Origin of the sequence: Paenibacillus polymyxa (genome assembly GCF_001719045.1) — a bacterium.
GTDB lineage: Bacteria > Bacillota > Bacilli > Paenibacillales > Paenibacillaceae > Paenibacillus > Paenibacillus polymyxa_B.
Map to the genome: position 1 here is coordinate 4,488,368 of NZ_CP015423.1, position 23,033 is coordinate 4,511,400.

Genomic DNA, 23,033 nt, shown 5'->3' on the forward strand with positions numbered 1-23,033 from the left:
GCTTTTGCAGTTATGCCGAGTTACTTTCTTCCTTTCGTAGGCGGGGGTCCTTGAACTTAAATATTTTGTTTAACATATTAAAGATAGGTTTTGACTGCTTTGTCAGAAGTGGTCCAAGAATCGCCAGTATGAGTACATAGATAGCTGCAAAGGGTTGAACAATATCAAGCAAACCGCCTTCCTTGCCCAAGTTGGCCATGATAATCGAAAATTCACCCCGCGCCACAATGGTCAGACCGATATTTGCTGACGCTTTGGGAGATAAGGAGGCCGTACGCCCAGCCAGCATTCCTGCCCAAATGTTACCAAACAACGTGAGGACGACTGCTGCCAGCGCAAGCCATATCGCGTTTCCTCCCAGGGACAGTGGATCGATGGATAGTCCAAAGCTGAAGAAAAACAGGGCACCAAAGAAATCGCGGAAAGGAACAATTAAATGCTCGATTCGTTTGGCATGTTCCGTTTCGGCCAGTACCAGACCGACCAACAGGGCGCCGATAGCTTCCGCCACATGAATCGTTTCCGAAAAACCAGCCACTAGAAACAGAGAGCCAAAAACAACAAGTCCGAATACCTCATTGGAGCGAATACGGAGAATCCGATTTAACAGAGGGACGGCCTTACGGCCGATAATAATGACTGCAAGCATAAAGCCAAGCGCGATTAGCGCTGATAGCAGCACACCCCCGAGCGAGGATGAATCACTAAGAACCAATCCGGAGAGGATGGAGATGTATACGGCGAGGAAAACATCCTCGAACATAATAATGCCCAAAATCATTTCTGTTTCTGCATTGGCAGTCCGCTTGAGATCTACCAGCACCTTCGCAGCAATAGCACTGGATGATATTGTTGTAATTCCGGCGATAACCAGTGTCTCTGCTACAGGAAAGCCGCTCAGGAAGCCAAGAGCCAGCCCCAGTGTAAAATTGATGCCAATATAAATGGTGCCGCCCACGGCAATGGAACGGCCTGATTTAATTAACCGACCTACTGAGAACTCGAGACCCAAGTAGAAGAGAAGAAACAGCACTCCGATTCTTCCCATAAAATCAATAAATGGGGCGCTTTCGATAAAGCGAAAATCAAAATGCCATAGCTCCATCGCATGCGGCCCAACTGCCATTCCGATCAGGATATAAAAAGGGATGACCGAGAAGCGCAGTTTGGAGGAAATAAGTCCAGCTGCAGCGATGAGAGCAATTGCCAATCCAACCTCAAATACCAGATGATCCATCCAATCACCCGCTTCCGTTCATAAGGATTTGTTTAAAGCGTTTTTGCTGATCGCGTTCCCCAACAACGACTACAGTGGCATAATCGTTAATAATCACTTCAGGACCAGGATTTACATATTTCATTCCTTTTTTCTCCACAATGGCAATAACAGTGGCTCCCGAATTTTGCCTTACATCCAGCTCACCGATGGATTTGCCGACACTTGCATAGTGGGATTCCACTCTATACCATTCGATAATAAAATCATCAAACGTCATTTCTACACTTTCAAGCTGTTTGGGCTTATATGTCATCCCCCCGATGATGGAGGCTACCAATCGCGCTTCCTGATCATTCAGGGTTGTCATAGAAATACTTTGTTCCAGATCCTCGTAATCAAAGTGATACAACTCGCGCCTGCCATCATCATGAATAATAATGACAATTCGGTCGCCACTCTCTGCATCTATTCGATACTTAATCCCGATTCCTGGCAAAATAGACTCTCGAATATCCATTTATAAAGCCTCCTGTACGATACGTTATTTAAATGAATGGTATGGGAAATAAATCACATACTCTGGGAGTGACATGGAAACTTTCTTTTTGTATTAAATTTTATGAATTAACGTAAAAAACCTGATACATACACTTACGTATTACAGCTATTGGGAAATATTAACAAATAGACATGCGAATGTGGTGATCTGCATGCAAAGGGAGGTTAAGCCACATAACTAGAGGTGAATTTGATGGGGAACAAGTATAATTGCTTCTTTAGTTTGCAAATGACAGGAATAAAAGGCAGACGTAGTTTAGGGATGCTCAATAACAGCACAAGCGCTATCAAAATGACAAAGGGAAGTGATTTGGCCGCAGCGATCACCAGATGAAGTAAAGGGGAGGATTTGCGTATAGCTGGTTTGGAATGATGTTCCAGACCGTGAGAATCTGTTTCTAACGAGGAAACATCAGCATGAGGCACGACAGAAGATCCCGCAGTAAACTGGAGGGATTGAGTGGTGTCTTCCGCATGAAACGTCACAGGAAGGGACAAAATCTGAACGAGGCTCAATATGACGATCATGAATGTACGCAGCATGTTCAGCATCGTTAACATCTTATCTCCTCCCTCTTGTGAAAAATTCATATTACTATAACCTTAACATACCCCACCCTAAATATTCAAACGTCTTTCGTTATTTCCTATATCACAGTAATTGTTTATAACACGCCAAACCAGCTTTTTGAAACTTGATCATCCTCTTTTGGATATGTCTTTCTGTTTCCAGTCGTTCACTTCGTATAACCCTTTAGAGGCCGCCATATACTGAAAGCAGTGATCGAAAGGAGTGAGCCAATGGAACTGTTTACAGTGTGGACCAATACAGACGGAGATCAGGAAACCGACCGGTTTTATGAAGTGGTCAAAAGTAGAACAAAGGGACTACATATGTCACGGCGCGGATTTCGATTCACTTTCAGACAGCTGGACAACAAAGTGGCATGGACCTGCAAGGGCACAGAAAGCAATTCGGCGTTTGAAAGCTTTCTCCCCTGTGTATACAGCATCATGTCTTCGGCAATAGCGGATTATATTATCGAAGTCAAGGAGTGGGGATTGCTCAATCTCATTCTCACCAAAGCCTGTTCGCTGCTGGAGAAAGAGGATACAGAGCAAATTCGCAGTATGATTCGTTCACTGTTAAACGATGATGGCCCGAGAGGCCGTTTGAAGCGTCATGGTAAGCTGACCACTCTTCTGGAGAAGGATTTTAAGGAGCTTCATGTGATCAATTTGGAAGGACTGATTCAATTTAGGCTCCATGCGTATAAAAAAGAGCTTGAAGAAATCGTCGACTATGCCATGGAAGAATTCTGGGCAGATCGGCAATACGAAGAATTTATGGGGCTGCTTAAATATTTTGTTTTTTTTCAGGAAAGCAAAGTTCCGCTCGTACACGTACTTCACCAAGGCGGACATAATTTTACGATTCTGGATAGTGCCATGGTGCCCATTCCGACTCCTGATGCAGATGACATCATTGTCGAGATGCCAGGCATTGAACTAGAAATGGAGGTCGAAGATCGAATCGTAAGCACCCTTATTTCGATTTCTCCTGCTTCCATTATATTGCACACAGACGATGAGCACACCCCCATAGTGCGGACTCTCCTGCATATTTTTGAAGATAAAGTGAAGCTGAGCAGACTTTATCCAGGTCAGGATGTTCAAAAATAATAATCTTTTCGTATAAAGCAATGGATTTCTGGAAAGCCTTTGCCTCAAGGGGAGGTTTTTTATGAGATCCATGTTGGTATGGAAACGGATTTTGGGAACCGTGTTAATTGCAACCTGTCTGGTATTGCCCGGCAATGAAGTTTACGGTCACAAAGAACCGGTCCAGCATAAAAAATGGCAGTCCACACCTGTTTTGGCTCCACGCGAAGAGCAGGTTATTACGACCATGACGGTCACGGCTACAGGATATACAGCAGGCTATGAATCGACTGGCAAACGGCCAAGTCATCCCGGCTACGGTATTACGTATTCCGGTGTAAAAGTGCGTCGTGACAAGAACACACTGTCTACGATTGCGGCTGATCCCAAAACGTTTCCTTTGGGAAGCATATTGTACATTCCAGGTTATGGATACGGGATTGTAGCAGATACAGGTTCTGCGATTAAGGGCAATAAAATTGATTTGTATTTTAAAACAACCCGGCAGGTGTATTCTGAATGGGGCAAGAAAGATGTGGATGTTCAAATTATAAAAAAAGGGAACGGAAAATGTACGGAAAAGATGGTAAAATCGCTCCAAAAAGCGATAGAAACGCATAAAACCATTCCGAGTGCGACACTGGATGCTTCCATATAATCCTTGAATATTGTTTTTTCCAACATCACATACTATGTTGCGGGATAAGCTTATCCCACAAAACATACTGGGAGGTTGAGAATTATGCCAAATCAAGGCGGAAGTTCTTTCACGAACAAAGGCTTCAAGGCAAGCACAGGAAATCAGTTCAAAGCGGAATTTGCACAAGACAATACGGTAGGTGTCGTTTCACAAAAGGTAAAGCAGTCTGAACAAAATAAAATTCAAGACAACTTCCAGACACCAAATGAGAAGTATGATGAAGAATTTGCAACAGATCAAGGCGGTACAGGTGCAGTAGCGCAAAAAGTTCAAAACTCCAGTCGCAACAAAATTCAAAACAATGCTCAAACACCGAACGAAAAGTTCGACGAAAACTTTAACACGAAATAAAAAAGCATATACAATCGATAATGCTCCGGATTATATCCGGGGCATTTCGTTTTAAGTAAAAGTGATTAGGTACAATAGGTCTAAGGTTTTATCTCCTTTTTAATTTTTTTTAAGGTGGAATTAAGGTTTAAAGTGCAAAATAAAGTCAGTTAAACAACACCACCTTGAAGCATAGGGTTTGGGAGGAGATATACAATGGACGAATTTAAAAATAATAACTCCGGACGCCGGAACGACAACGATCAGGTTGATACCGATAACGCAACTCGCCAAAACGATTCGAACGGTTCCTCATATTATTATTCTTACGGCCCTTTTTCTTCAGTTCAATCGGACGGACAACGTAAGGAAGGGCAGCCGGTGGAAAAGGATGTTGAGATTACGCCACCGCAGGCAGTGAGACCTCTTCCTCCCTCTTACCATCGGGCTATGCCTGAGCAACAGGATGGTTCGGGTCGGAATGGTGGCAACTGGCAATTCAAACCGAATAAGCCCAAGTCGCAGGTGAAAACAATATTCTTATCTTTTTTGGCCGGGATGCTGGTCATTACGGTATTGATGTATACAGCTGACCGAACAAATATGTTCACACCCGAGACGGCGTTGACTTCGGCGGCAGCTGAAAGCGGAGAAACGACTAATTCAGGAACAACCAGCTCGACTCCAAGCGCAGTTCCGGCTGTGATGCCTTCAGGTACCGCTGATGTTCAATCTGTTGTGGCCAAGGCTGGTCCGGCAGTCGTCAAAATCGAAACGCTTGCCAAACAAACCAGTGGCAGCAGTGGCAGACAAAGCAGCCCTTATTACAATGACCCGCTGTATCAATACTTTTTCGGTAATCAGTATGGTGACAGTGGCAGCAGCGGTAACAGTAATGAAAATGAAGGTAGCAACAGCGGGCAGCTGACTCCGCTTGGTATTGGTTCCGGTTTTATTTTTGATAAATCGGGTTACGTTCTAACCAACAACCATGTTGTTGAAGGCGCGAGTGTGGTTCAGGTTACAGTAGAGGGAACTAATAAGCCTTACGAAGCCAAAGTCTTGGGCAAAAATGCTGATCTTGATTTGGCGGTACTTAAAATTGAAGGCAAAAACAACTTTCCGACAGTAACTTTGGGTGACTCCGATAACGCTAAAGTCGGCGAATGGATGGTCGCAATCGGCAACCCTGAAGGCTTTGAACATTCGGTAACAGCCGGGGTGCTAAGTGCGAAAGAACGTACGATCACCATTAATAGTGAATCGACTGGAAAACCGACGCAATACAAGCATCTCATTCAGACGGATGCGTCCATTAACCCTGGTAACTCTGGCGGACCGCTATTAAATCTGCAAGGGCAGGTTATCGGTATGAACGTAGCTGTTAGTGCAGACGCACAGGGAATCGGATTTGCGATTCCGTCCAATACGATTTTGGAAGTCGTCGATAAGCTGAAAAATAACCAGCCTATTCCGAAAGAACCTGTACCTTTCATTGGTGCAAGTCTGTTAAATTTGAGTCCTGAAGTAGCCAAAGAACTGGGTACATCCCTGACCGAAGGCTCGGTTGTACGGGATATTATATACAAATCACCAGCTTATCAGGCCGATCTGCGTCCTTACGATGTGATTATCGGAGCGAATGGCACGCCTTATAGCACATCACAAGAGTTGATCCAGTTCATTCAAAAACAAAAAGTGGGTACAGCACTGACACTTAACATCGAACGAGCGGGGCAGAAAAAAGATGTCCAGCTGAAAATTGGCAACAAAAATGACTTTAGCTCGACGCTTCAGCAATAAGATGAAAACTCTACAAAAATGAACAAGTGCACGTAAGAAACGGAAGGAAGATCCCTTCCGTTTCTTGCTGTATGAAGCAGCCAGATGCTACACGCGTCTACTCCTGCTACAATAGAAGGAAAAGAAGAGATAAAGGAGTTCGATCGTGTATGCGTTCTACTATTCTAATCATTGATGACGATGAAAAAATTGTTTCCATGCTGCGCAGAGGGCTGGCATTTGAAGGCTATGAAGTGCTGACAGCCGCCAATGGAGCAGAGGGATTAAATAAAATGTTGACAGCTGAGCCTGATGTGGTCGTGCTGGATGTAATGATGCCGCAGGTCGATGGTTTTGAGGTATGCCGTCGTATGCGGGAGGGTGGAAGTACGGTACCTGTCCTGATGCTTACAGCCAAGGATGAGGTTGAGAATCGGGTTAAGGGCTTGGATCTAGGGGCCGATGATTATCTCGTTAAGCCGTTCGCTCTAGAGGAGCTACTGGCACGAGTGCGAGCGCTTTTGCGGCGTAAAACCGAACAACAGGACAATAACGGAAATCGGCTTACCTTCGAGGATTTACAACTGGATAACGAATCCCGTGAAGTGGTTCGTGGCGGCAAACGTTTGGAACTGACGGCCAAAGAATTTGAACTGCTCCATTTGTTCATGCAAAACCCGAAGCGTGTTCTGTCGCGTGATCTGATTATGGACAAAATTTGGGGCTATGACTATAGCGGAGAATCGAATGTGCTGGAAGTATACATTGCCATGCTACGACAAAAAACGGAGCAGGATGGCGGTAAACGACTCATTCGTACAATTCGTGGAGCTGGCTATATTTTAAGAGGTGATATGTAATATGTCTATTCGGTGGCGGCTGACGGCCTGGTATTCGAGCATCTTGGCTATAGTACTAGTCATTTTTGGTCTGGTTACTTACGGACTAGTATATTACTACACATATAATGAAGTGAAAAGTCAGCTTATGACTCAGGCGCCACAGATTAACAAGCAATTACGCCTTATTATAAAAGGGGGATTGTTTGAAGTCCCCAACCTGGATTTGGGATTAGAGCAGGGACGTGGAATAGATGACTCACAGCTCTATGTACAAATTTACAATTATACGTCTGGTGTAACGAAAACGACCCAAAATATGAAAGACCTCAATATCACCTTCCCTGTTCCATCTACAGCGGCAGGAGCAGTTCAAAATGAGGGAATTCGACGTGTGAACGTCAATGGGGATTCCTTTATGATTATTCAACAGCCGATCAAATCCGAGGAGCTGGGCTTGGTGGTCGGGCTGCTACAGGTAGGACAATTCACGGGCTCTCAGGACCGACTCATGAACAGGTTACAAAATGTGCTTGTATACGGCTCGTTGTTTGCATTACTCGCTGCTGCGACTTCAGGTCTCTTTCTGGCTCGCAAGTCTATGAAGCCGCTGGTCAAGGTCATTGAGGGGGCTAATCAGATTCAATCCAGTAATGATTTGAGTGTTCGGATTGAATATGACGGACCACATGATGAAATTGGCCAATTAATCGGGACGGTTAACAACATGCTGGGGCGCACAGAGGTGTTTTACAAGGAGCTGGAAGATGCGTACGGTGCACAGCGCCGTTTTGTGGCTGATGCTTCCCATGAGCTTCGTACGCCGCTAACGACGATCCGTGGCAACGTTGATTTTTTGCTCAAAATGTGGACTACCGAACCAGGAGAGCGACCGAATATGGATGAAGAGATGATTCGCGAGCTTTCTATGGAGGCATTAAATGACATGGCGGATGAAGGCAAACGGATGAGCCGTTTAGTGAGTGATATGTTGTCACTCGCGAGAGCGGACACAGGGAAAACGTTCGATAAGACTCCCGTTGCGCTGGAACCACTTGTAAGTGAGGTTGCCCGTCGTGCTCAGTTTTTAGAGCGAACGGCCGAATGGAATGTGGGAGATTTTTCGTTGCTGAATGGTATTTATATGGATGGCAGCAAGGATTATTTGCAGCAAATGCTATTCATTTTCATTGATAATGCATTCAAATACACACCTGAGGGCACAGTCCGATTTGATGCCATTGTTTATCAAGGACAGGTGGGCCTACGGATCAGTGATACGGGCATTGGAATGGACAAGAGTGAGGTTCCCTTTATTTTTGACCGCTTTTACCGGGCAGATGAGTCACGCGGGGTGACAGAGGGAATTGGGTTGGGGCTATCTATTGCCAAGTGGATTATTGATGAACATCACGGGTCTGTGGAAGTGGTTACGCGCCAAGGAGAAGGAACGACATTTGTCATCTGGCTCCCGGTTAGCTTTTCCGCGCCTTTGGAATAGGCTATAATAGGAAGGCAACTACATCATAGAATTGGCCGGTAAAGGCTAGGATGCCCACAGCTACCGAGTTATCGGAGCTGTATACTGTGTCGAAGAAAGCGGGGGCTCATTTTGGAAGTACTCAGAATTTCGCCCCGGGGTTACTGCTACGGCGTAGTCGATGCCATGGTATTGGCTCGTCAGGCAGCCAGAAATCTGGACTTACCCCGGCCTATTTATATATTGGGCATGATTGTGCATAACAGTCATGTCACCAATTCCTTTGAAGACGAAGGGATTATTACACTGGACGGCCCGAACCGTATGGAGATTTTAAGCCAGGTAGAGAGCGGCACTGTAATCTTCACTGCTCATGGCGTATCACCAGAGGTTCGGAAGCTGGCACGAGACAAGGGGCTGACTACGGTAGATGCGACTTGCCCTGACGTCACAAAGACGCATGATCTGATTCGGGAGAAGTCTGCCGAAGGCTATCAGATTGTTTATATTGGCAAAAAGAATCATCCAGAGCCAGAAGGAGCTATCGGTATTGCTCCTGATCATGTTCATCTGATTGAAAAAGAAGAAGAGATCGACAGTCTTACGTTGCCAGCTGGCAAAATTCTTATCACGAATCAGACGACCATGAGCCAATGGGACATCAAGCACATTATGAAGAAGCTGCTGGAGAAGTTCCCGGGTGCTGAGATACACAATGAAATCTGTTTGGCGACGCAGGTACGTCAGGAAGCGGTAGCTGAGCAGGCTGGACAGGCGGATCTGGTGATCGTTGTCGGTGATCCGCGCAGTAACAATTCAAACCGATTGGCTCAGGTTTCGGAGGAGATTGCTGGTACAACAGCTTATCGTATTTCTGATGTAACCGAGCTGAAGAGAGAGTGGCTTGAAGGTGTAGCCAAAGTGGCTGTGACTTCTGGGGCTTCGACCCCGACACTGATTACCAAAGAGGTTATTACGTATTTGGAGCAGTATGATGCGGCTAACCCGGATACGTGGGAGATTCAGCGAACCATAGATATGAAAAAACTACTGCCTCCTGTACGAGAGAAGTCAAAAACAACGAAATAGTATATGATTGATTACAGCCGTTATTCGGATACAACCATCCGGATAGCGGCTTTTTAAATTGTTTTAATTTGTAGATATTTTCCGGTTAGCTTCGCTAAGTTAGAATATTGAATAATTCGGGATAATTAAGCCTTGACGAGTATAGCTAAAACAGGTATAGTTGCTTTAACGAATAAAAGCTTAAAAGCGAACAAGCGTCTAAGTGTCATAATATTAACCTGTATGTTGGTTTATAAAATATGTTTTATAGAGAGGAAGAAAAAAATGATCGTTATCGCTGGTGTTCAAACACCTGAAGAGCATATTCAAGCTATTGTTGAAGTTATTGAGAAAGAAGGATTGCAGGCTCATGTATCAAGGGGATCGGATCGCACGATCATCGGACTGATCGGTAGCGTAGAGCCCAAACTGGCTGAACATCTGCGTCAAATGAAAGGCGTAGAAAATGTGGTTAAAATATCGAAGTCCTATAAATTGGCCAGCCGTGATTTTCATCCGGAAAATACGGTTATCTCTATTAAAGGTGTAAATATCGGCGGGGGCGAGCTTGTCATTATGGGTGGACCATGTGCTGTTGAGTCTGCTGCACAGATAGATGAAATTGCCGGATTGGTCAAAGCTGCAGGCGCGCAAGTTCTCCGTGGGGGTGCTTTTAAGCCGCGTACAGGGCCATACAGCTTCCAAGGAACGGGTGTAGAAGGTTTAATCATGATGGCTGAGGCGGGGCAAAAGCACGATCTCTTGACCATCACAGAGGTCATGACACCTGAATACGTAGACATCTGCGCGGAATACGCCGATATTCTGCAAGTAGGTACACGTAATATGCAAAACTTTGATTTGCTGCGCAAGCTGGGTACTTGCGGCAAGCCAGTATTGCTCAAGCGCGGTTTCAGCTCGACTTATGATGAGTTCTTGAATGCTGCTGAGTACATCTTGGCAGGCGGCAATCCGAATGTTATGTTGTGTGAGCGCGGTATTCGTACATTCGAAACCTACACTAGAAATACGCTCGACTTGTCCGCGATCCCTGTTTTGCAACAGTTGAGCCATTTGCCGGTCATTTCTGATCCTAGCCATGGCACAGGTAGACGTGAACTGGTTGTTCCTATGACGAAGGCTTCGGTAGCTGCCGGAGCGGATGGTTTAATTATTGAGATGCATACAGACCCTGACAACTCGATGACGGGTGACGGCGTACAATCCCTGTTCCCAGATCAATTTTCAGATTTGCTAAAAGATTTGGAAATATTGGCTCCTGCTGTGGGGAAAACATTTCACACGCCTACTACCATTGCTTAAAACCAATGTTTAACATTAATGCATAAAAGTTTTGCTGCAACGCAGTAATGAGATTTAAATTGCCTAAAAGCCCGATGTTTCGGGCTTTTTGTGCTATTCAAATGTTATCAAGGGCGTAAGCATATCTAACATTAGTTTAAAAAATACCTTACATAGCTATTGACCCGTGTCATGTTTGAGATTTATAATGACGACAGAAAAAAACATTCGATCATGAACATTTCAGGGTTGTATAAGACTTAATGTTCGGAAAAATTGGGAGGAAGAAGACATGTCCGTTGAAAACGTATTGAAAACAATTCAGGAAAATAATATTGAGTGGGTAGATTTTCGTTTTGTAGATTTGTCTGGTCGTGCTCACCATATTTCATTGCCAGCTTCCGAAGTAGATGAAGAGACATTTGTTAACGGTGTTGCTTTCGACGGTTCTTCCATTCCCGGCTATCGTGGCATCGAGGAATCCGACATGGTTATGCTGCCCGATCCAGAAGCGGTTTTTATCGACCCTTTCACTCAGCATCCTACACTGAATATCCTGTGTGACATTGCTACGCCAGACGGCGAAAAATACGACCGCGATCCTCGCGGCATCGCAAAAAAAGCTGAGGCATTTCTGCAATCGGCAGGAGTGGGCACAGCAGCATTTTTTGCACCTGAGTCCGAGTTTTTCATCTTTGATGATGTACGCTACGAAAGCGGCATGAACAGCTCCTCCTTCTTCGTAGATTCCGAGGAAGCAGCTTGGAACACGAACCGTAAGGAAGAAGGCGGCAACCTAGGCTTTAAAGTGGGAGTGAAGGGCGGATATGTACCTGTAGCGCCAGTAGACACCCAACAAGATATCCGTAGTGAAATGTGCCGTTTGCTTGAAGAAGCAGGTCTGAGAATTGAGCGCCATCACCATGAGGTAGCTACGGCAGGCCAGGCGGAAATCAACTTCCGTTTTGATACACTCAAGAAAACAGCAGACAACCTGCTCGTTTATAAATACATTGTACACAACACAGCTCGTCAATATGGTAAAGTGGCAACATTCATGCCGAAACCGATTTTTGGGGATAACGGAAGCGGTATGCACGTTCACCAATCTATTTTCGATGGCGACACTCCTTTGTTCTACGAAAAAGGTGGTTATGCTAATCTGAGCGAAATGGCTCTTCATTACATTGGTGGTATTCTGTACCACGCACCTGCGTTGATCGCTTTGACCAACCCAAGCACCAACTCGTTCAAACGTCTCGTTCCTGGCTACGAAGCACCAGTTAACCTGGTATTCTCCAAAGGTAACCGTTCTGCGGCTGTACGTATTCCAGTAGCAGCTGTTACTCCAAAAGGCTGTCGGATCGAGTTCCGTACACCGGACTCCACAGCTAACCCTTACCTTGCCTTCTCAGCAATGCTGATGGCGGGTCTGGATGGCATCAAGCGCAAACTGAACCCAATCGAATTGGGATATGGTCCACTTGACAGCAACATCTACGAGCTGTCTGACGCTGAAAAAGGTAAAATCCGTAGCGTACCTGGTTCATTGGATGAGGCTCTGGATGCTCTGGAAGCTGACTACGAATTCTTGACTGAAGGCGGCGTATTTACGAAGGACTTTATTGATAACTATGTAGAGCTCAAACGTTCTGAAGCTAAATCGGTGAACATCCGTGTTCATCCACACGAATACAGCCTGTATTTTGACTGCTAATAAGTCGATAGCATAGCTGCTTTGAATAACAAGCATTAGCTTACGGGTAACAGTTGTTATTCAAAATAGGTCTCCGGTCTTATGCCGGGGACCTTTTAATATTAAAGTGAAAATCACAGAATAAAGATGTTAAATATGTTGACATTCACAACTTTGTCACATCATAAATGAAATTGAAAACATTTTTATACAAGTCTTGAACGCATTTATGAATACTGCTATCATAGCGATAATATCCACACCAGAGTAGAGAAGGGATGGGAATTTGTTGAGTAAGAGAGCCTACAATTTTAATGCAGGACCAGCGGCATTGCCGCTCAAAGTACTAGAACGTGTACAAGCTGAATTCGTAGATTTCCAGGGAACAGGGATGTCGATCATGGAAATGTCTCACCGTGGAGCTGTGTATGAATCTGTTCATAATGAGGCGCAGGAACGCCTGTTATCTTTGCTGGGCAATCCACAAGGCTACAAGGTGTTATTCCTACAAGGTGGCGCAAGTACGCAGTTTGCGATGCTGCCTTTAAATTTCTTGAGCGAAGGACAGACTGGGAGCTATGTAATGACAGGTAGCTGGTCGGACAAAGCATATAAAGAAGCCAAGCTACTGGGCAAGGCTCATGTTGCTGCATCCTCCGCTGATGAGAAGTACATGCGTCTTCCGAATGTGGATTCCTTGGACTTGCCTGAGAATACTGCTTATGTGCATATGACGTCCAACGAAACGATTGAAGGTACACAATTTAAGCAATTCCCGGATACGGGTTCCGTACCCTTGATTGTGGACATGTCCAGTGATATTTTTTGCAAGCCTTTTGATGTTACTCAATTTGGATTGATTTACGCTGGCGCACAAAAAAATCTGGGACCTTCTGGTGTGACGGTCGTGATTGCCCGTGAAGAGTTGCTGACTTCCTCACCGGACAATATTCCTACGATGCTGCGTTATAGCACATATGAAAAAAATAACTCTCTCTACAATACTCCCCCATCCTTTGCCATATACATGGTGAATGAAGTGCTGAAATGGATTCAGGAAGAAGGCGGTTTGGAAGGCATTGAGCGTGTGAACCAGCAGAAAGCTGCTTTGCTATACAACCGTATTGACAGTAGCGAAGGCTTCTATCGTGGTTGTGTGGACAGCGCTGATCGCTCTATCATGAATGTAACCTTCCGCCTCGCGAACGAGGATCTGGAAAAACAATTTATTAAGGAATCCGAACAGGCCGGGTTTATCGGACTGAAGGGGCATCGCAGTGTAGGAGGGCTTCGCGCCTCGATCTACAATGCTGTTCCACTGGAGAACTGTCAAGCATTAGCCGAGTTTATGGACGGATTCAAGCAACGTAACAGTTGATTACACGGACATATATTTCGATACACGATATTTGAAATCGAAAATGTAAATGTAGAGCCTTCCCTGAATGTGTATAGGGGAAGGCTTTTAGTGGTGTGGGTTGAAATTTTTGTCGTTTGATGTTCATATCTGTCTGATTTTGTTAAAATAAAAGAATGTGTATGTTTTCAAGGTATACACTTTGGTTAAACTGTAGGTTATTTGTCTGATGAATTTAATGATGAAGGGAACGAAACGTGATGCCATTACATATTGTGCTTGTCGAGCCGGAAATCCCGGCTAACACAGGGAATATTGCTAGAACGTGTGCTGCAACCGGAACTCATCTACATCTGGTGAAGCCACTGGGCTTCCGTACCGACGATGCCACGTTAAAACGGGCCGGACTTGATTATTGGTATGCTGTCCACATTGAATATCATGAGTCTTTTGCTGAAGTGCAGGAGAAATATCAGGAAGGTCGCTTTTTTTATGCGACGACCAAAGCGAATCAGCGATATAGTGATATTGCATTTCAGGATGGAGACTTCTTGGTATTTGGTAAAGAAACGAAAGGTTTGCCGCCAGAGCTGCTAGCTGCTAATCCAAATACATGCATCAAGATGCCTATGTCAGATAAAGTAAGATCTCTAAACTTGTCGAATTCCGCTGCGATTATCGTATATGAAGCGTTGAGACAAATGGATTTTCCAGGTTTATCGTAAAGAACATCGAGTGAACAAGTATAAATGCGAATAAAGAACCAGGACCTTAGTTGGTAATAAAAGTTTCACCTATATTGCTCAAATCTACATGATAGTGGAACTTAAATAAAGGTTGTATGGTCAAAAAATTTGCGAAATTTCTCAGCGAGGGCTAATGATAATTGGCTTTCCGGTCGATAAAAATATTATAGACATTCTGTACCATACTTTGATATGGTTCATGATTTTATGAAAAAATGTAATAAAATTTCCTGTGATCAGCAGGATTCGACAAAAAGACAGCGAATACTACATAAAGAATAGTGTCTTTGTACCTAGTTTTTCGCATGGTAAGAAATTTGTAAGTTATTACTCAATAGGAGAGGTGTACGATTACGATGAAACCTGCCGGTGTGGTACGTAAAGTTGATCAGCTGGGGAGAATAGTTTTGCCTAAGTCACTGCGTAAAAGATATCAAATGAATGAGGGAGATCCTGTCGAAATTTTGGTTCAGGGTGACCACATTATTTTGGAGCGTTATCGTCCAAAATGTGTATTCTGCGGGTCAGTAGAACAAGTGAACGATTTCAAAGACCGTTATATTTGTGCTCAATGCCTGACAGAAATGACACAGTATTCCTCCTAAATGAGGCAAAAGCATCACGACATTCGTTCGTGATGCTTTTTTTCGGATAGTGCCGTACGTCGGCAAGCATATTTAATTTGTTAGCAGACTACACATAGCTATTTATAGAACAAAAAATGAGTAGGGACTGGACGCAAATTACCATCTGACGGTTTGTTTACGACTCGACCGTTAAGTATAAGCGACGAGGAACCGCCTCCGTCCAAATTATAGGCATCTTGAACACCTAGATTGTACATTTTTCCTTGCAGTTCTTCGAGCGTCGCGCCCGAACCCCCGCTTTCATTGTAGCCGTCTACGACAATAATGAGCAACTGATCATCTTTATAGTTGCCAATGACCGTACGTGGGGCCCGCTTGGGGGAGACTTTCCATTTGCCAGGAATAGGCATTTTTTGTCCTCTTTGCAGCAGGACGGGAACGAAGGTAGCACCAAAGGCAGGCTTTAAGCTGTCAAGAGCACCTTGACTGTAAAATTTGCCACCGATAAGCTTGCCATCGTTACTCAGTCCGACGAAGGACAAATCCTTAAAACTGGACTGAAAGCCAGTAAGGTAGTGGCCGTTCAAGACAGTAGTGCTTAATGGATAGCGTTTGCCGTCTCCATCCGCAAAGCCGCCTGCATTGATGCCTGCAATAGCTCCGTGTCTCAAGACTGCACGCATGGTGGTTTCGGAGCCACCCAATTTGTCACTTCCCAAAGACATTTTCATAGCAGTAGGATCTTTAAGTTTGACCTTCATAGCGTAGCCATGATAAATTCCCGGGTTTACCTTAAATAATTCAATGGTAATCCGATTGCTATCTACCCGCTCATAGGGAACCCCCAGTTTGGCGGTGATGCGTCGATCATAGATAATCGCGGGCCGCTTGGACTGCGTAGAGGCAGTCACGACAAGCTGATTCATCGTTTGAGTCGTTTGCTTGTATAGCTCAGAAGTCCGGCGAATTGTAGACAAGGTGTATGTTGCCGTTTGCTTGGCTTCATCAAGCTGCTTGCCTATTGATTGCGTTTGTAAAGTGACTTCAGCTTTTTGCAGACTCAAAGAAGTAGACCCAGGAAAGCTCAATGAGGGATGCACTAACAAAATATACCCCAACAAACCGATAAAAGGAGCAAGGGCCAACATAAAGAACCGGTTCACTTGTTTTGCGTCTACATTCATTTTAGCAAGTCCATTTTTTTCTGAAGTGTATTGAGTTGCTGCTTGACTTCGTTTAATTGGGTATACAGTTTGTTGCTGTTATCGGTCTTATTGTTTGCATTATCCTTCGTAAAGGTCAGTAGTTCATTGAAGGACTGGACTTTTCCCTGCAATCCGCTAACTTCCTTGGAAAGAGCAGTCAGTTGCTTTTCATAGTCAGATTTGAGTGCTTGAATCTGTTGGTCTGTATGGGTTTGCATCTCGTTTAGCATTTGCTGTTTCAAGTGATTGCTATACAGATAGGTTGCGAGAGCACCTAGTATAATAAGAATGAACCAAAATAGCAGAAAAGCCTTTACGGGTAACCCCTTTCTTGAATTGCTCCGCCGAGCTTCGGCAGGAGGACGTTCAGGTGAAGCTTGCATACGATTTTCAACTCCCGTGTAAAGTCAAATTTCCAGTCCTTTATTTGCAGTACCAATTCTATCATGGGCCTATTTATTTCGCAAAAGCGAAATAGTCGTATAAAAATATTGGAAAAAGAGATTGCATCGGAAGGAAGTCCTAGGATACAATTTCCTTAAACGTTTTTCGCTTCCTATACGTTCACATTCGCGCAATTTCTACATATGCAATCCCTAATTTTAGAATTATTTTCGCTACTAACTATGTATTTTTTTGTAAACTCAGGAGGTTTAGATATGAGAAAAGTATGGCAGGTGGTCATCATAGATATCCATCCTACAAGTATGCTGGGAACAAAGCTTATTTTGGAAGACCAGCAGGATTTGCTTGTCAGAGGGATGTCTTCCTCCGGAACGGAAGGCTTGGAGCTGGCTTGCTCCATTCGACCGGAAATCATTTTAATGGACTACAGGTTGCCTGAGGGAACGGCGGAACCATTTTTGACACAAATGCGGGCCTTGTCTCCGGACAGCCATATTGTTATTATGACGGATGAGGATAATATTACGTTGTTTCAGCAGCTAATTTCGCTCGGAGCAAATGGAATGTTATCCAAACAGGCATCACCGAGCCAGTTAATCCATCTGATCAATGGTTTGCGCGAAGGATTTGCTTCTTTACCAATGGATTGGATTCGGTATGGAAACTGGCCCTTTATGCCGTTAATGGCATCCGAGCCTTTTGACGAATTGACACAAACCGAAGTGTTTATTATGGAACGTATTGTACAAGGAATTACATATGACAAAATTGCTATCGAGATCGAAGTTAGCCGGCGCTCCATTGATAATTATCTACGTAAAATTTATGCGAAATTAGGCGTGTCCAGCCGGGCGCAGGCGATTGAACGTTATGCCTTATATGCGCGTCAGATGAAGCAGCTATATGCCTGATGCGTCAGCCCGGAGATCATGACCTATTTTTCAGGAGAAGGAGGATGTTCATGCAATATTCCTTTGCTTCACGAACGGCTGCGATGTTGGCTTCTCCAGTGCGTCATATCCGGGAAAATGCGAGAAGACACTCCTTTATATCTCTGGCTGAAGAACTACCTGCACAAGAGCTGTTTCCGGTGAAGCTGCTGGAAGAAGCGGCCCATGATGTGTTTGGCTCCGGCCCTGACGCCCTCCAGTATGGTGAACCGGAGGGCTATTTCCCTTTGCGAGCATGGCTTGCGGGAGAGTGGGAACAGCGTAAAGGAGTAAGAGTACCACCAGGTCAAATCCTCCTCACGACAGGCAGTCAGCAGGCCATTGACCTGATCATAAGGCTGATGGTGGATGAGCGTGATCCGGTATTGGTCGAAAACCCTACGTCTCCTGGATGTTTACAAGTGCTATCTATGCAGGGTGCTCAGATCGTTCCTGTAGAATCAGATGGGGAAGGTGTCATTCCTGATAAGCTTGAAGCTTTAATGATCCGTTATCGACCCAAGCTTTTTTTTGCCACGCCGACGTTTACGAATCCGACGGGCTCCTTATGGAGTGCGGCTAGACGGCAGGAAATTTTGGACCTGTGCAGGCATCATGAGGTGCTAGTAGTTGAGGATGATTCTTATGGTGAATTGCATTTGAAGCAAAAAAATGAGTTCCATGACAAGAGTCCACATGGTCAGAGTCGAAAATTTGCAGAGACTTACCCCTCCCTATTTGCGCTGGATCATGCGGGTCAGGGCGGCCAAGTGCTCTATATCGGTTCGTTCAATAAAACAGTTGCTCCTGCGCTCAGAACGGGTTGGGCTGCTGGTCCTGCGCCGCTGATTGAAGGGATGTACGCCTTGAAGCAGCTGGCCGATATGCAATCCAGTACGATGAACCAACGGCTGCTGTTCCAATTGCTGACCAGCTCGCGTTTTCAATGGCACGAGCACTTAGCGATGCTGAACAAGGAATATTCGACTCGACTTCAATTAATCTTGGAGCTGCTCAAGCGCCCGTTTTGGAAAGACGTGACGTATCATATTCCGTCCGGTGGCATGTATGTATGGGTGCAGTTGCCCGATGGGCTGGACAGCGCATTGCTGCTAAAGGCGGCGTTACCCAAAGGTGTAGCCTTTATGCCAGGTGCGCTATGTGCGGTTGGCAGTGAAGGCGCGTCCCATATTCGCCTTAATTTTAGCCATCCGGGCCGTGAGCAATTGCTTATGGGCATGAATCTGATCGGTGAGACGATTAGCGAATTTACTGCGCGGAGCTAGCGAAAACCATCGCCCCATGTCAGTCATCCTCCGCTTCCACAACAACGGTGGAGTAAGTGATTGGCGCTTCCGCAATCTGGAGCTGTCCACTGTCCTCGTCAAGCTCTGCATCTATTTCAGCGGCCGTTTTAATGCCATGCTCTTGCAGTACTGCCGCATACTCGTTCAGGGCAGCTTCGCCAAACGGAGTCAGTCGATAGCGGCCACGGGATACGCGCTCAAACCAGCCGTAGTAGTTGTGCTGAAGTACGGCAGCAGCTGTGCTGACGGCTGCTATGCGAGCGAGCTGCGCCGGGGCAGCTTCCCCTAAGCCCTGCAAGGCTGCGGCTACGCGCAGCGCTTTTTCCCGGTAGGCAGTGACCAGCTTGCGTCGGGTGCTGCCGCCGGTATTGTGGTCACCGCTGCGTGCGTGAAATTCCCGCAGCAGCTTTTCCTTGCGCGAGCCGTGGCGTACCGTTGCTGCATTGTGGACATTGTCGCTATGCGCCGCAGGCTTACACAGTACCTCAACGAGCGGCGGCTTCGTTTTGAAATGGGTGACAGTGAGCAAGCCAAGTCCCAACTGGCGGCACAGTCCGACCAGCTCGTTCCAGCGTTGATTCACGGCCCCTTTTTTGGCACGATTTCGTTCTACAGCTACATATACATTGCTGCTTAGTTTCAAACGCTGCATGCCTTGCAGCACAAGCGCCAGGTTAAACGTCTTTTTGATCTCCACAATCAATGGTGTCTGTTGCCCTGGCTTGATACCCACCAAATCGCAGTTGCGCACCTCTCCTTTGACTTCATATCCCAAGTTCTCAAAAAAGGCTTTCACCGGAGCGTACAGCTCCGTCTCATGCCGAACCGCCATGACTTCTTCCGCTCCTTTATCCCATTATTCCGAGCTTATATTGTACCATAATGCGTCAGGTCCGCGTTGTTGTTGTATATTTTAGCACAGTGTATCCCTTGGTTTTTTTGAAAAAGCAGAGAGACCTGTCACAAAAAATAGGTCAATTCTGAAATCAATCTGCATAGGTATGTATTACACTTTTTTTAAGGGGATTGCATCATATCCTGAAAGGCGTGACGAGTGTAGCCATAATCATCAGGAGTGGAGGATAGTCATTACGCAGTCATGGGAGGAACCGAGCATGAATATTTTTGAACGCGTTGCGGAGTACCGGGCGGAAAACAACCGTCTGGCCTGGAGCGGCACTTTTAGAGAGTATATTGAGATACTCAAGAAAGACCCGACGCCGGCGATGACAGCTCATGCACGGGTTTACAAGATGATTGAATCTTTTGGTGTAGAAGAGGTTGGGGGACATAAGCGATACAAATTTTTTGAGCAGGAGATCTTTGGACTGGATCGAGCGCTGGAAAAATTGGTGGAGGAATATTTCCATTCCTCAGCCAGGCGGCTCGATGTTCGCAAGCGTATCCTTCTTTTGATGGGACCCGTTAGTGGGGGGAAATCGACACTGGTCACGTTGCTAAAACGTGGTCTGGAGAAATTTTCAAGAACGGATCAGGGAGCCGTATACGCGATTGAAGGCTGCCCCATGCACGAGGACCCGCTGCATCTGATTCCCCATGAGCTGCGTCCCGATTTTGAAAAGGAGCTGGGTGTACGGATTGAAGGTAATCTCTGCCCATCCTGCCAGATGAGATTGCGCACGGAATTTGATGGTGATATTGAAAAGGTCCGCGTGGAGCGGGTATTTATATCGGAAGAAAACCGGATTGGTATTGGTACGTTCAGCCCTTCTGATCCGAAGTCACAGGATATTGCTGATTTGACGGGCAGCATCGACTTTTCCACGATTACAGAGTATGGTTCGGAATCCGATCCGCGTGCGTATCGGTTTGACGGAGAATTGAACAAAGCGAATCGTGGACTGATGGAGTTTCAGGAAATGCTGAAATGCGATGAGAAGTTTTTGTGGAATTTGCTTTCTCTGACCCAAGAGGGAAATTTTAAGGCTGGGCGGTTTGCGCTCATCAGTGCAGATGAATAGGTTATTTACTCATAAGACTAAAGAAATCACGCGCAACCAAACCTGGCCTTAAAACTGGGTACAATACATATTTAGCCGGAATACGGCCCCGACCTCGTTCCGTTAATTCCACAATAACACGATCAAAGACACTTCTCAGTATTTTATTACGATCCGATTTATCTTCTGCTGCTTGGTACGCCTCAAGAACAGATGTTAGATTATTTTTTACCACATCAATATCAATTTCATTCTTCTTCTCTGGAAGTTGTCTGTTTGCTTCTTCTTCTAAAATGGCCAGCTCCTGCAACTCCGAATCAATCTCCGCTTTTCTTTCGTCAAACATTTCATCCGTATACTTACCAGTTTCATATTTTTCGTATATGAATCTCATGCGATTTTTCAGTTCTTTACTCCGCTGCTCAATGTATGCAGATATGTCTTCTTGGCGGTTGTCCTTTTGTTCTACGGCAATAATTAAATTAAGCTGTTCCTGTAAGATGTCCTTATCTAAATTTGAAAAGTGCCGCAAAACTTCTAATAAGTCTTCTTCCACAGACCTGTATTTTATAAATGTGCATCCAGCAGAAGTACACCATAAAAATTCTTTATGATATTTACTCACAGCTCCAGATTTTGTTTTATAGTTTTGAACGCTATATTGCCGAACCATTCTCCGGCCGCATTTACGACACACACATAGGCCAGCAAGTTCACAAGGGGAAAAATCCATCTTGTTACGCGGTTTATGAGCAGAGTCAAGCAATTTCCCCTGAGCTTTTTCCCAAGTGATAGGGTCAATGATTGCTGGGAATGCATCCGGCACAATAATATGTTCTTCTTCCGGGCGCTTAACAACTTTTCCATTCACTCTCTGAGTAGTGCGAAATCTCATAGTACCTTTATAACGTTCGCTACTTATTAACTGTTGTAGTTGATGTGGATGCCACTCTTTTTTTCCTTTTGGTGTCCGTATCAATGTCTTTTTGCTGATATATGTAGCCAAAGCCCGGAAACTAACATCACGTCTTGTTCCGTCAGGTTGAGGCACACCATTTACATAATAATCAAATATCATACGTACAATACTAGCTTCATTTTCATTTATGGTGAGCTTTTTTGTGTCCTTGTTGTAATCGAACCCAAAAGGAGCAGGGCCAGCAACCCAGCGGCCTGCTATCGCATTATTCACCCGGCCCCCAAAAAGTCTTTCTCTTGTCGTCTCAAATTCTTCACGCGACATGAACAATTCAAAACGTATTTGCCGCAGATCGGAAGGGTTACGAGGATCATATAATTTGTAAGGGGTAAGAATAAAGATTCTGTTTTCAACTATCAAATCATAGATAACACCCATATCAGTATAAGAGCCACGGCCCATGCGCGAAATCTCTTTAACTGCAATAGCCTGATATTTTTTTATGCGAAGATCATCTATGACACCTTGAAAAACTGGTCGTGTTGATATTTTGTCGCCGGAACCAACTTCGGGACGCTGGTCATACGGAATCCCCAAGGGTTCAAGAACTCTATCCATTAATTCTTTTTGGGCTTTTAGAACGTCCTCGCCAGTTCTCCTCTCATGTTCTTCATCGGCACGAGATTTACGTAGATAGTTTATGATGCTTTCAATTCCTAGACTTAATAAAAAATCTGAGCTTACAGGAGCCATGTACAAACATCCTTTGGTTTTTATTTTGGTATGTGTAATGTATTATATCCCAACCAAATAAACAAAAGAACGAAAACTTTAGAATAATAATAGAAAAATGATAGAAGATAGTTATCACACTTTTGATTTTTGATCTGATATATTTATAACATTGAGACTTGGTGAATAGGAAACTTTTCCTTAGCTTCACCAATCCATAAGCAAGCATGAGGGGAACGAAAATTCGTT

At 44.9% G+C, this 23,033-nt stretch carries 21 protein-coding genes and 1 pseudogene; 15 read left to right on the forward strand and 7 right to left on the reverse strand.

The features are described from left to right. Positions 1-10: 10 nt before the first annotated feature. The 3 genes from AOU00_RS20165 to AOU00_RS20175 form a co-directional block, all read right to left on the reverse strand. On the reverse strand, positions 11-1,237 hold the full coding sequence (locus AOU00_RS20165) for a cation:proton antiporter (RefSeq protein ID WP_023987794.1): 1,227 nt from the start codon (positions 1,235-1,237) through the stop codon (positions 11-13). 4 nt (positions 1,238-1,241) lie between these two features. After that, a complete protein-coding gene (locus AOU00_RS20170; protein ID WP_069291486.1) occupies positions 1,242-1,736 on the reverse strand; it encodes a cation:proton antiporter regulatory subunit in 495 nt (164 codons plus the stop codon). Positions 1,737-1,942: 206 nt separating this feature from the next. Then, positions 1,943-2,338, reverse strand: a complete 396-nt coding sequence (locus AOU00_RS20175; protein WP_069291487.1) for a hypothetical protein — start codon at positions 2,336-2,338, stop codon at positions 1,943-1,945. A 240-nt stretch (positions 2,339-2,578) separates the two neighbouring features. Here AOU00_RS20175 and AOU00_RS20180 point away from each other — a divergent pair, with 240 nt between their 5' ends. The 12 genes from AOU00_RS20180 (at position 2,579) to AOU00_RS20235 (ending at position 15,344) form a co-directional block, all read left to right on the forward strand. Then, complete coding sequence (locus AOU00_RS20180; RefSeq protein ID WP_061829150.1) at positions 2,579-3,460, forward strand: putative sporulation protein YtxC; 882 nt, start codon at positions 2,579-2,581, stop codon at positions 3,458-3,460. 61 nt (positions 3,461-3,521) lie between these two features. Then, positions 3,522-4,097: a 3D domain-containing protein gene (locus tag AOU00_RS20185; protein WP_069291488.1), complete on the forward strand. Its 576-nt coding sequence runs from the start codon at positions 3,522-3,524 to the stop codon at positions 4,095-4,097. Between the two features lie 84 nt (positions 4,098-4,181). After that, positions 4,182-4,490 carry a hypothetical protein gene (locus AOU00_RS20190; RefSeq protein WP_069291489.1) on the forward strand — a complete coding sequence of 103 codons (309 nt, stop codon included), beginning with the start codon at positions 4,182-4,184 and terminating at the stop codon, positions 4,488-4,490. 195 nt (positions 4,491-4,685) lie between these two features. After that, positions 4,686-6,272 carry a S1C family serine protease gene (locus AOU00_RS20195; protein ID WP_061829154.1) on the forward strand — a complete coding sequence of 529 codons (1,587 nt, stop codon included), beginning with the start codon at positions 4,686-4,688 and terminating at the stop codon, positions 6,270-6,272. Between the two features lie 149 nt (positions 6,273-6,421). Next, the gene (locus tag AOU00_RS20200) at positions 6,422-7,111 is read left to right on the forward strand and encodes a response regulator transcription factor (protein ID WP_069291490.1); all 690 of its coding nucleotides are present in this window, start codon (positions 6,422-6,424) and stop codon (positions 7,109-7,111) included. A 1-nt stretch (position 7,112) separates the two neighbouring features. Continuing rightward, complete coding sequence (locus AOU00_RS20205) at positions 7,113-8,591, forward strand: sensor histidine kinase (RefSeq protein WP_069291491.1); 1,479 nt, start codon at positions 7,113-7,115, stop codon at positions 8,589-8,591. Positions 8,592-8,702: 111 nt separating this feature from the next. After that, positions 8,703-9,659 carry a 4-hydroxy-3-methylbut-2-enyl diphosphate reductase gene (locus AOU00_RS20210; RefSeq protein ID WP_013309434.1) on the forward strand — a complete coding sequence of 319 codons (957 nt, stop codon included), beginning with the start codon at positions 8,703-8,705 and terminating at the stop codon, positions 9,657-9,659. Positions 9,660-9,923: 264 nt separating this feature from the next. Further along, positions 9,924-10,961, forward strand: coding sequence for a 3-deoxy-7-phosphoheptulonate synthase (gene aroF / locus AOU00_RS20215; protein WP_013309435.1), 1,038 nt, complete (start codon positions 9,924-9,926; stop codon positions 10,959-10,961). Positions 10,962-11,232: 271 nt separating this feature from the next. After that, positions 11,233-12,657, forward strand: a complete 1,425-nt coding sequence (gene glnA / locus AOU00_RS20220; RefSeq protein WP_061829159.1) for a type I glutamate--ammonia ligase — start codon at positions 11,233-11,235, stop codon at positions 12,655-12,657. A 265-nt stretch (positions 12,658-12,922) separates the two neighbouring features. Further along, on the forward strand, positions 12,923-14,014 hold the full coding sequence (gene serC / locus AOU00_RS20225; protein ID WP_081112429.1) for a 3-phosphoserine/phosphohydroxythreonine transaminase: 1,092 nt from the start codon (positions 12,923-12,925) through the stop codon (positions 14,012-14,014). 239 nt (positions 14,015-14,253) lie between these two features. Beyond that, complete coding sequence (trmL, locus tag AOU00_RS20230) at positions 14,254-14,718, forward strand: tRNA (uridine(34)/cytosine(34)/5-carboxymethylaminomethyluridine(34)-2'-O)-methyltransferase TrmL (protein WP_061829161.1); 465 nt, start codon at positions 14,254-14,256, stop codon at positions 14,716-14,718. Positions 14,719-15,095: 377 nt separating this feature from the next. Continuing rightward, complete coding sequence (locus AOU00_RS20235) at positions 15,096-15,344, forward strand: AbrB/MazE/SpoVT family DNA-binding domain-containing protein (protein ID WP_013309439.1); 249 nt, start codon at positions 15,096-15,098, stop codon at positions 15,342-15,344. A gap of 98 nt (positions 15,345-15,442) precedes the next feature. On the opposite strand, the gene AOU00_RS20240 is transcribed toward AOU00_RS20235, so the two are convergent. Continuing rightward, a complete protein-coding gene (locus AOU00_RS20240) occupies positions 15,443-16,510 on the reverse strand; it encodes a phosphodiester glycosidase family protein (RefSeq protein WP_069291492.1) in 1,068 nt (355 codons plus the stop codon). After that, entirely contained in the window at positions 16,507-16,914 is a 408-nt protein-coding gene (locus tag AOU00_RS20245; protein ID WP_013309441.1) for a hypothetical protein, read from the reverse strand. Before AOU00_RS20245 ends, AOU00_RS20240 begins: the two co-directional genes overlap by 4 nt. 276 nt (positions 16,915-17,190) lie before the next feature. Between AOU00_RS20245 and AOU00_RS20250 the strand changes: the two genes are divergently transcribed. Both AOU00_RS20250 and AOU00_RS20255 read left to right on the forward strand, forming a co-directional pair. Next, positions 17,191-17,847, forward strand: a complete 657-nt coding sequence (locus AOU00_RS20250) for a response regulator transcription factor (protein ID WP_069291493.1) — start codon at positions 17,191-17,193, stop codon at positions 17,845-17,847. A 50-nt stretch (positions 17,848-17,897) separates the two neighbouring features. Further along, on the forward strand, positions 17,898-19,151 hold the full coding sequence (locus AOU00_RS20255; protein WP_061829165.1) for an aminotransferase-like domain-containing protein: 1,254 nt from the start codon (positions 17,898-17,900) through the stop codon (positions 19,149-19,151). A gap of 19 nt (positions 19,152-19,170) precedes the next feature. Here the strand turns inward: AOU00_RS20255 and AOU00_RS20260 are convergent, their stop codons facing one another. Beyond that, a complete protein-coding gene (locus tag AOU00_RS20260) occupies positions 19,171-20,004 on the reverse strand; it encodes a DUF2161 domain-containing phosphodiesterase (protein WP_069291494.1) in 834 nt (277 codons plus the stop codon). Between the two features lie 283 nt (positions 20,005-20,287). Between AOU00_RS20260 and AOU00_RS20265 the strand changes: the two are divergent. Then, positions 20,288-21,151 (forward strand): annotated as a pseudogene (locus AOU00_RS20265) (protein prkA); the annotation flags it as partial. Positions 21,152-21,155: 4 nt separating this feature from the next. Here AOU00_RS20265 and AOU00_RS20270 read toward each other — a convergent pair. Then, on the reverse strand, positions 21,156-22,805 hold the full coding sequence (locus AOU00_RS20270; RefSeq protein WP_069291495.1) for a recombinase family protein: 1,650 nt from the start codon (positions 22,803-22,805) through the stop codon (positions 21,156-21,158). Positions 22,806-23,033 lie beyond the last annotated feature (228 nt).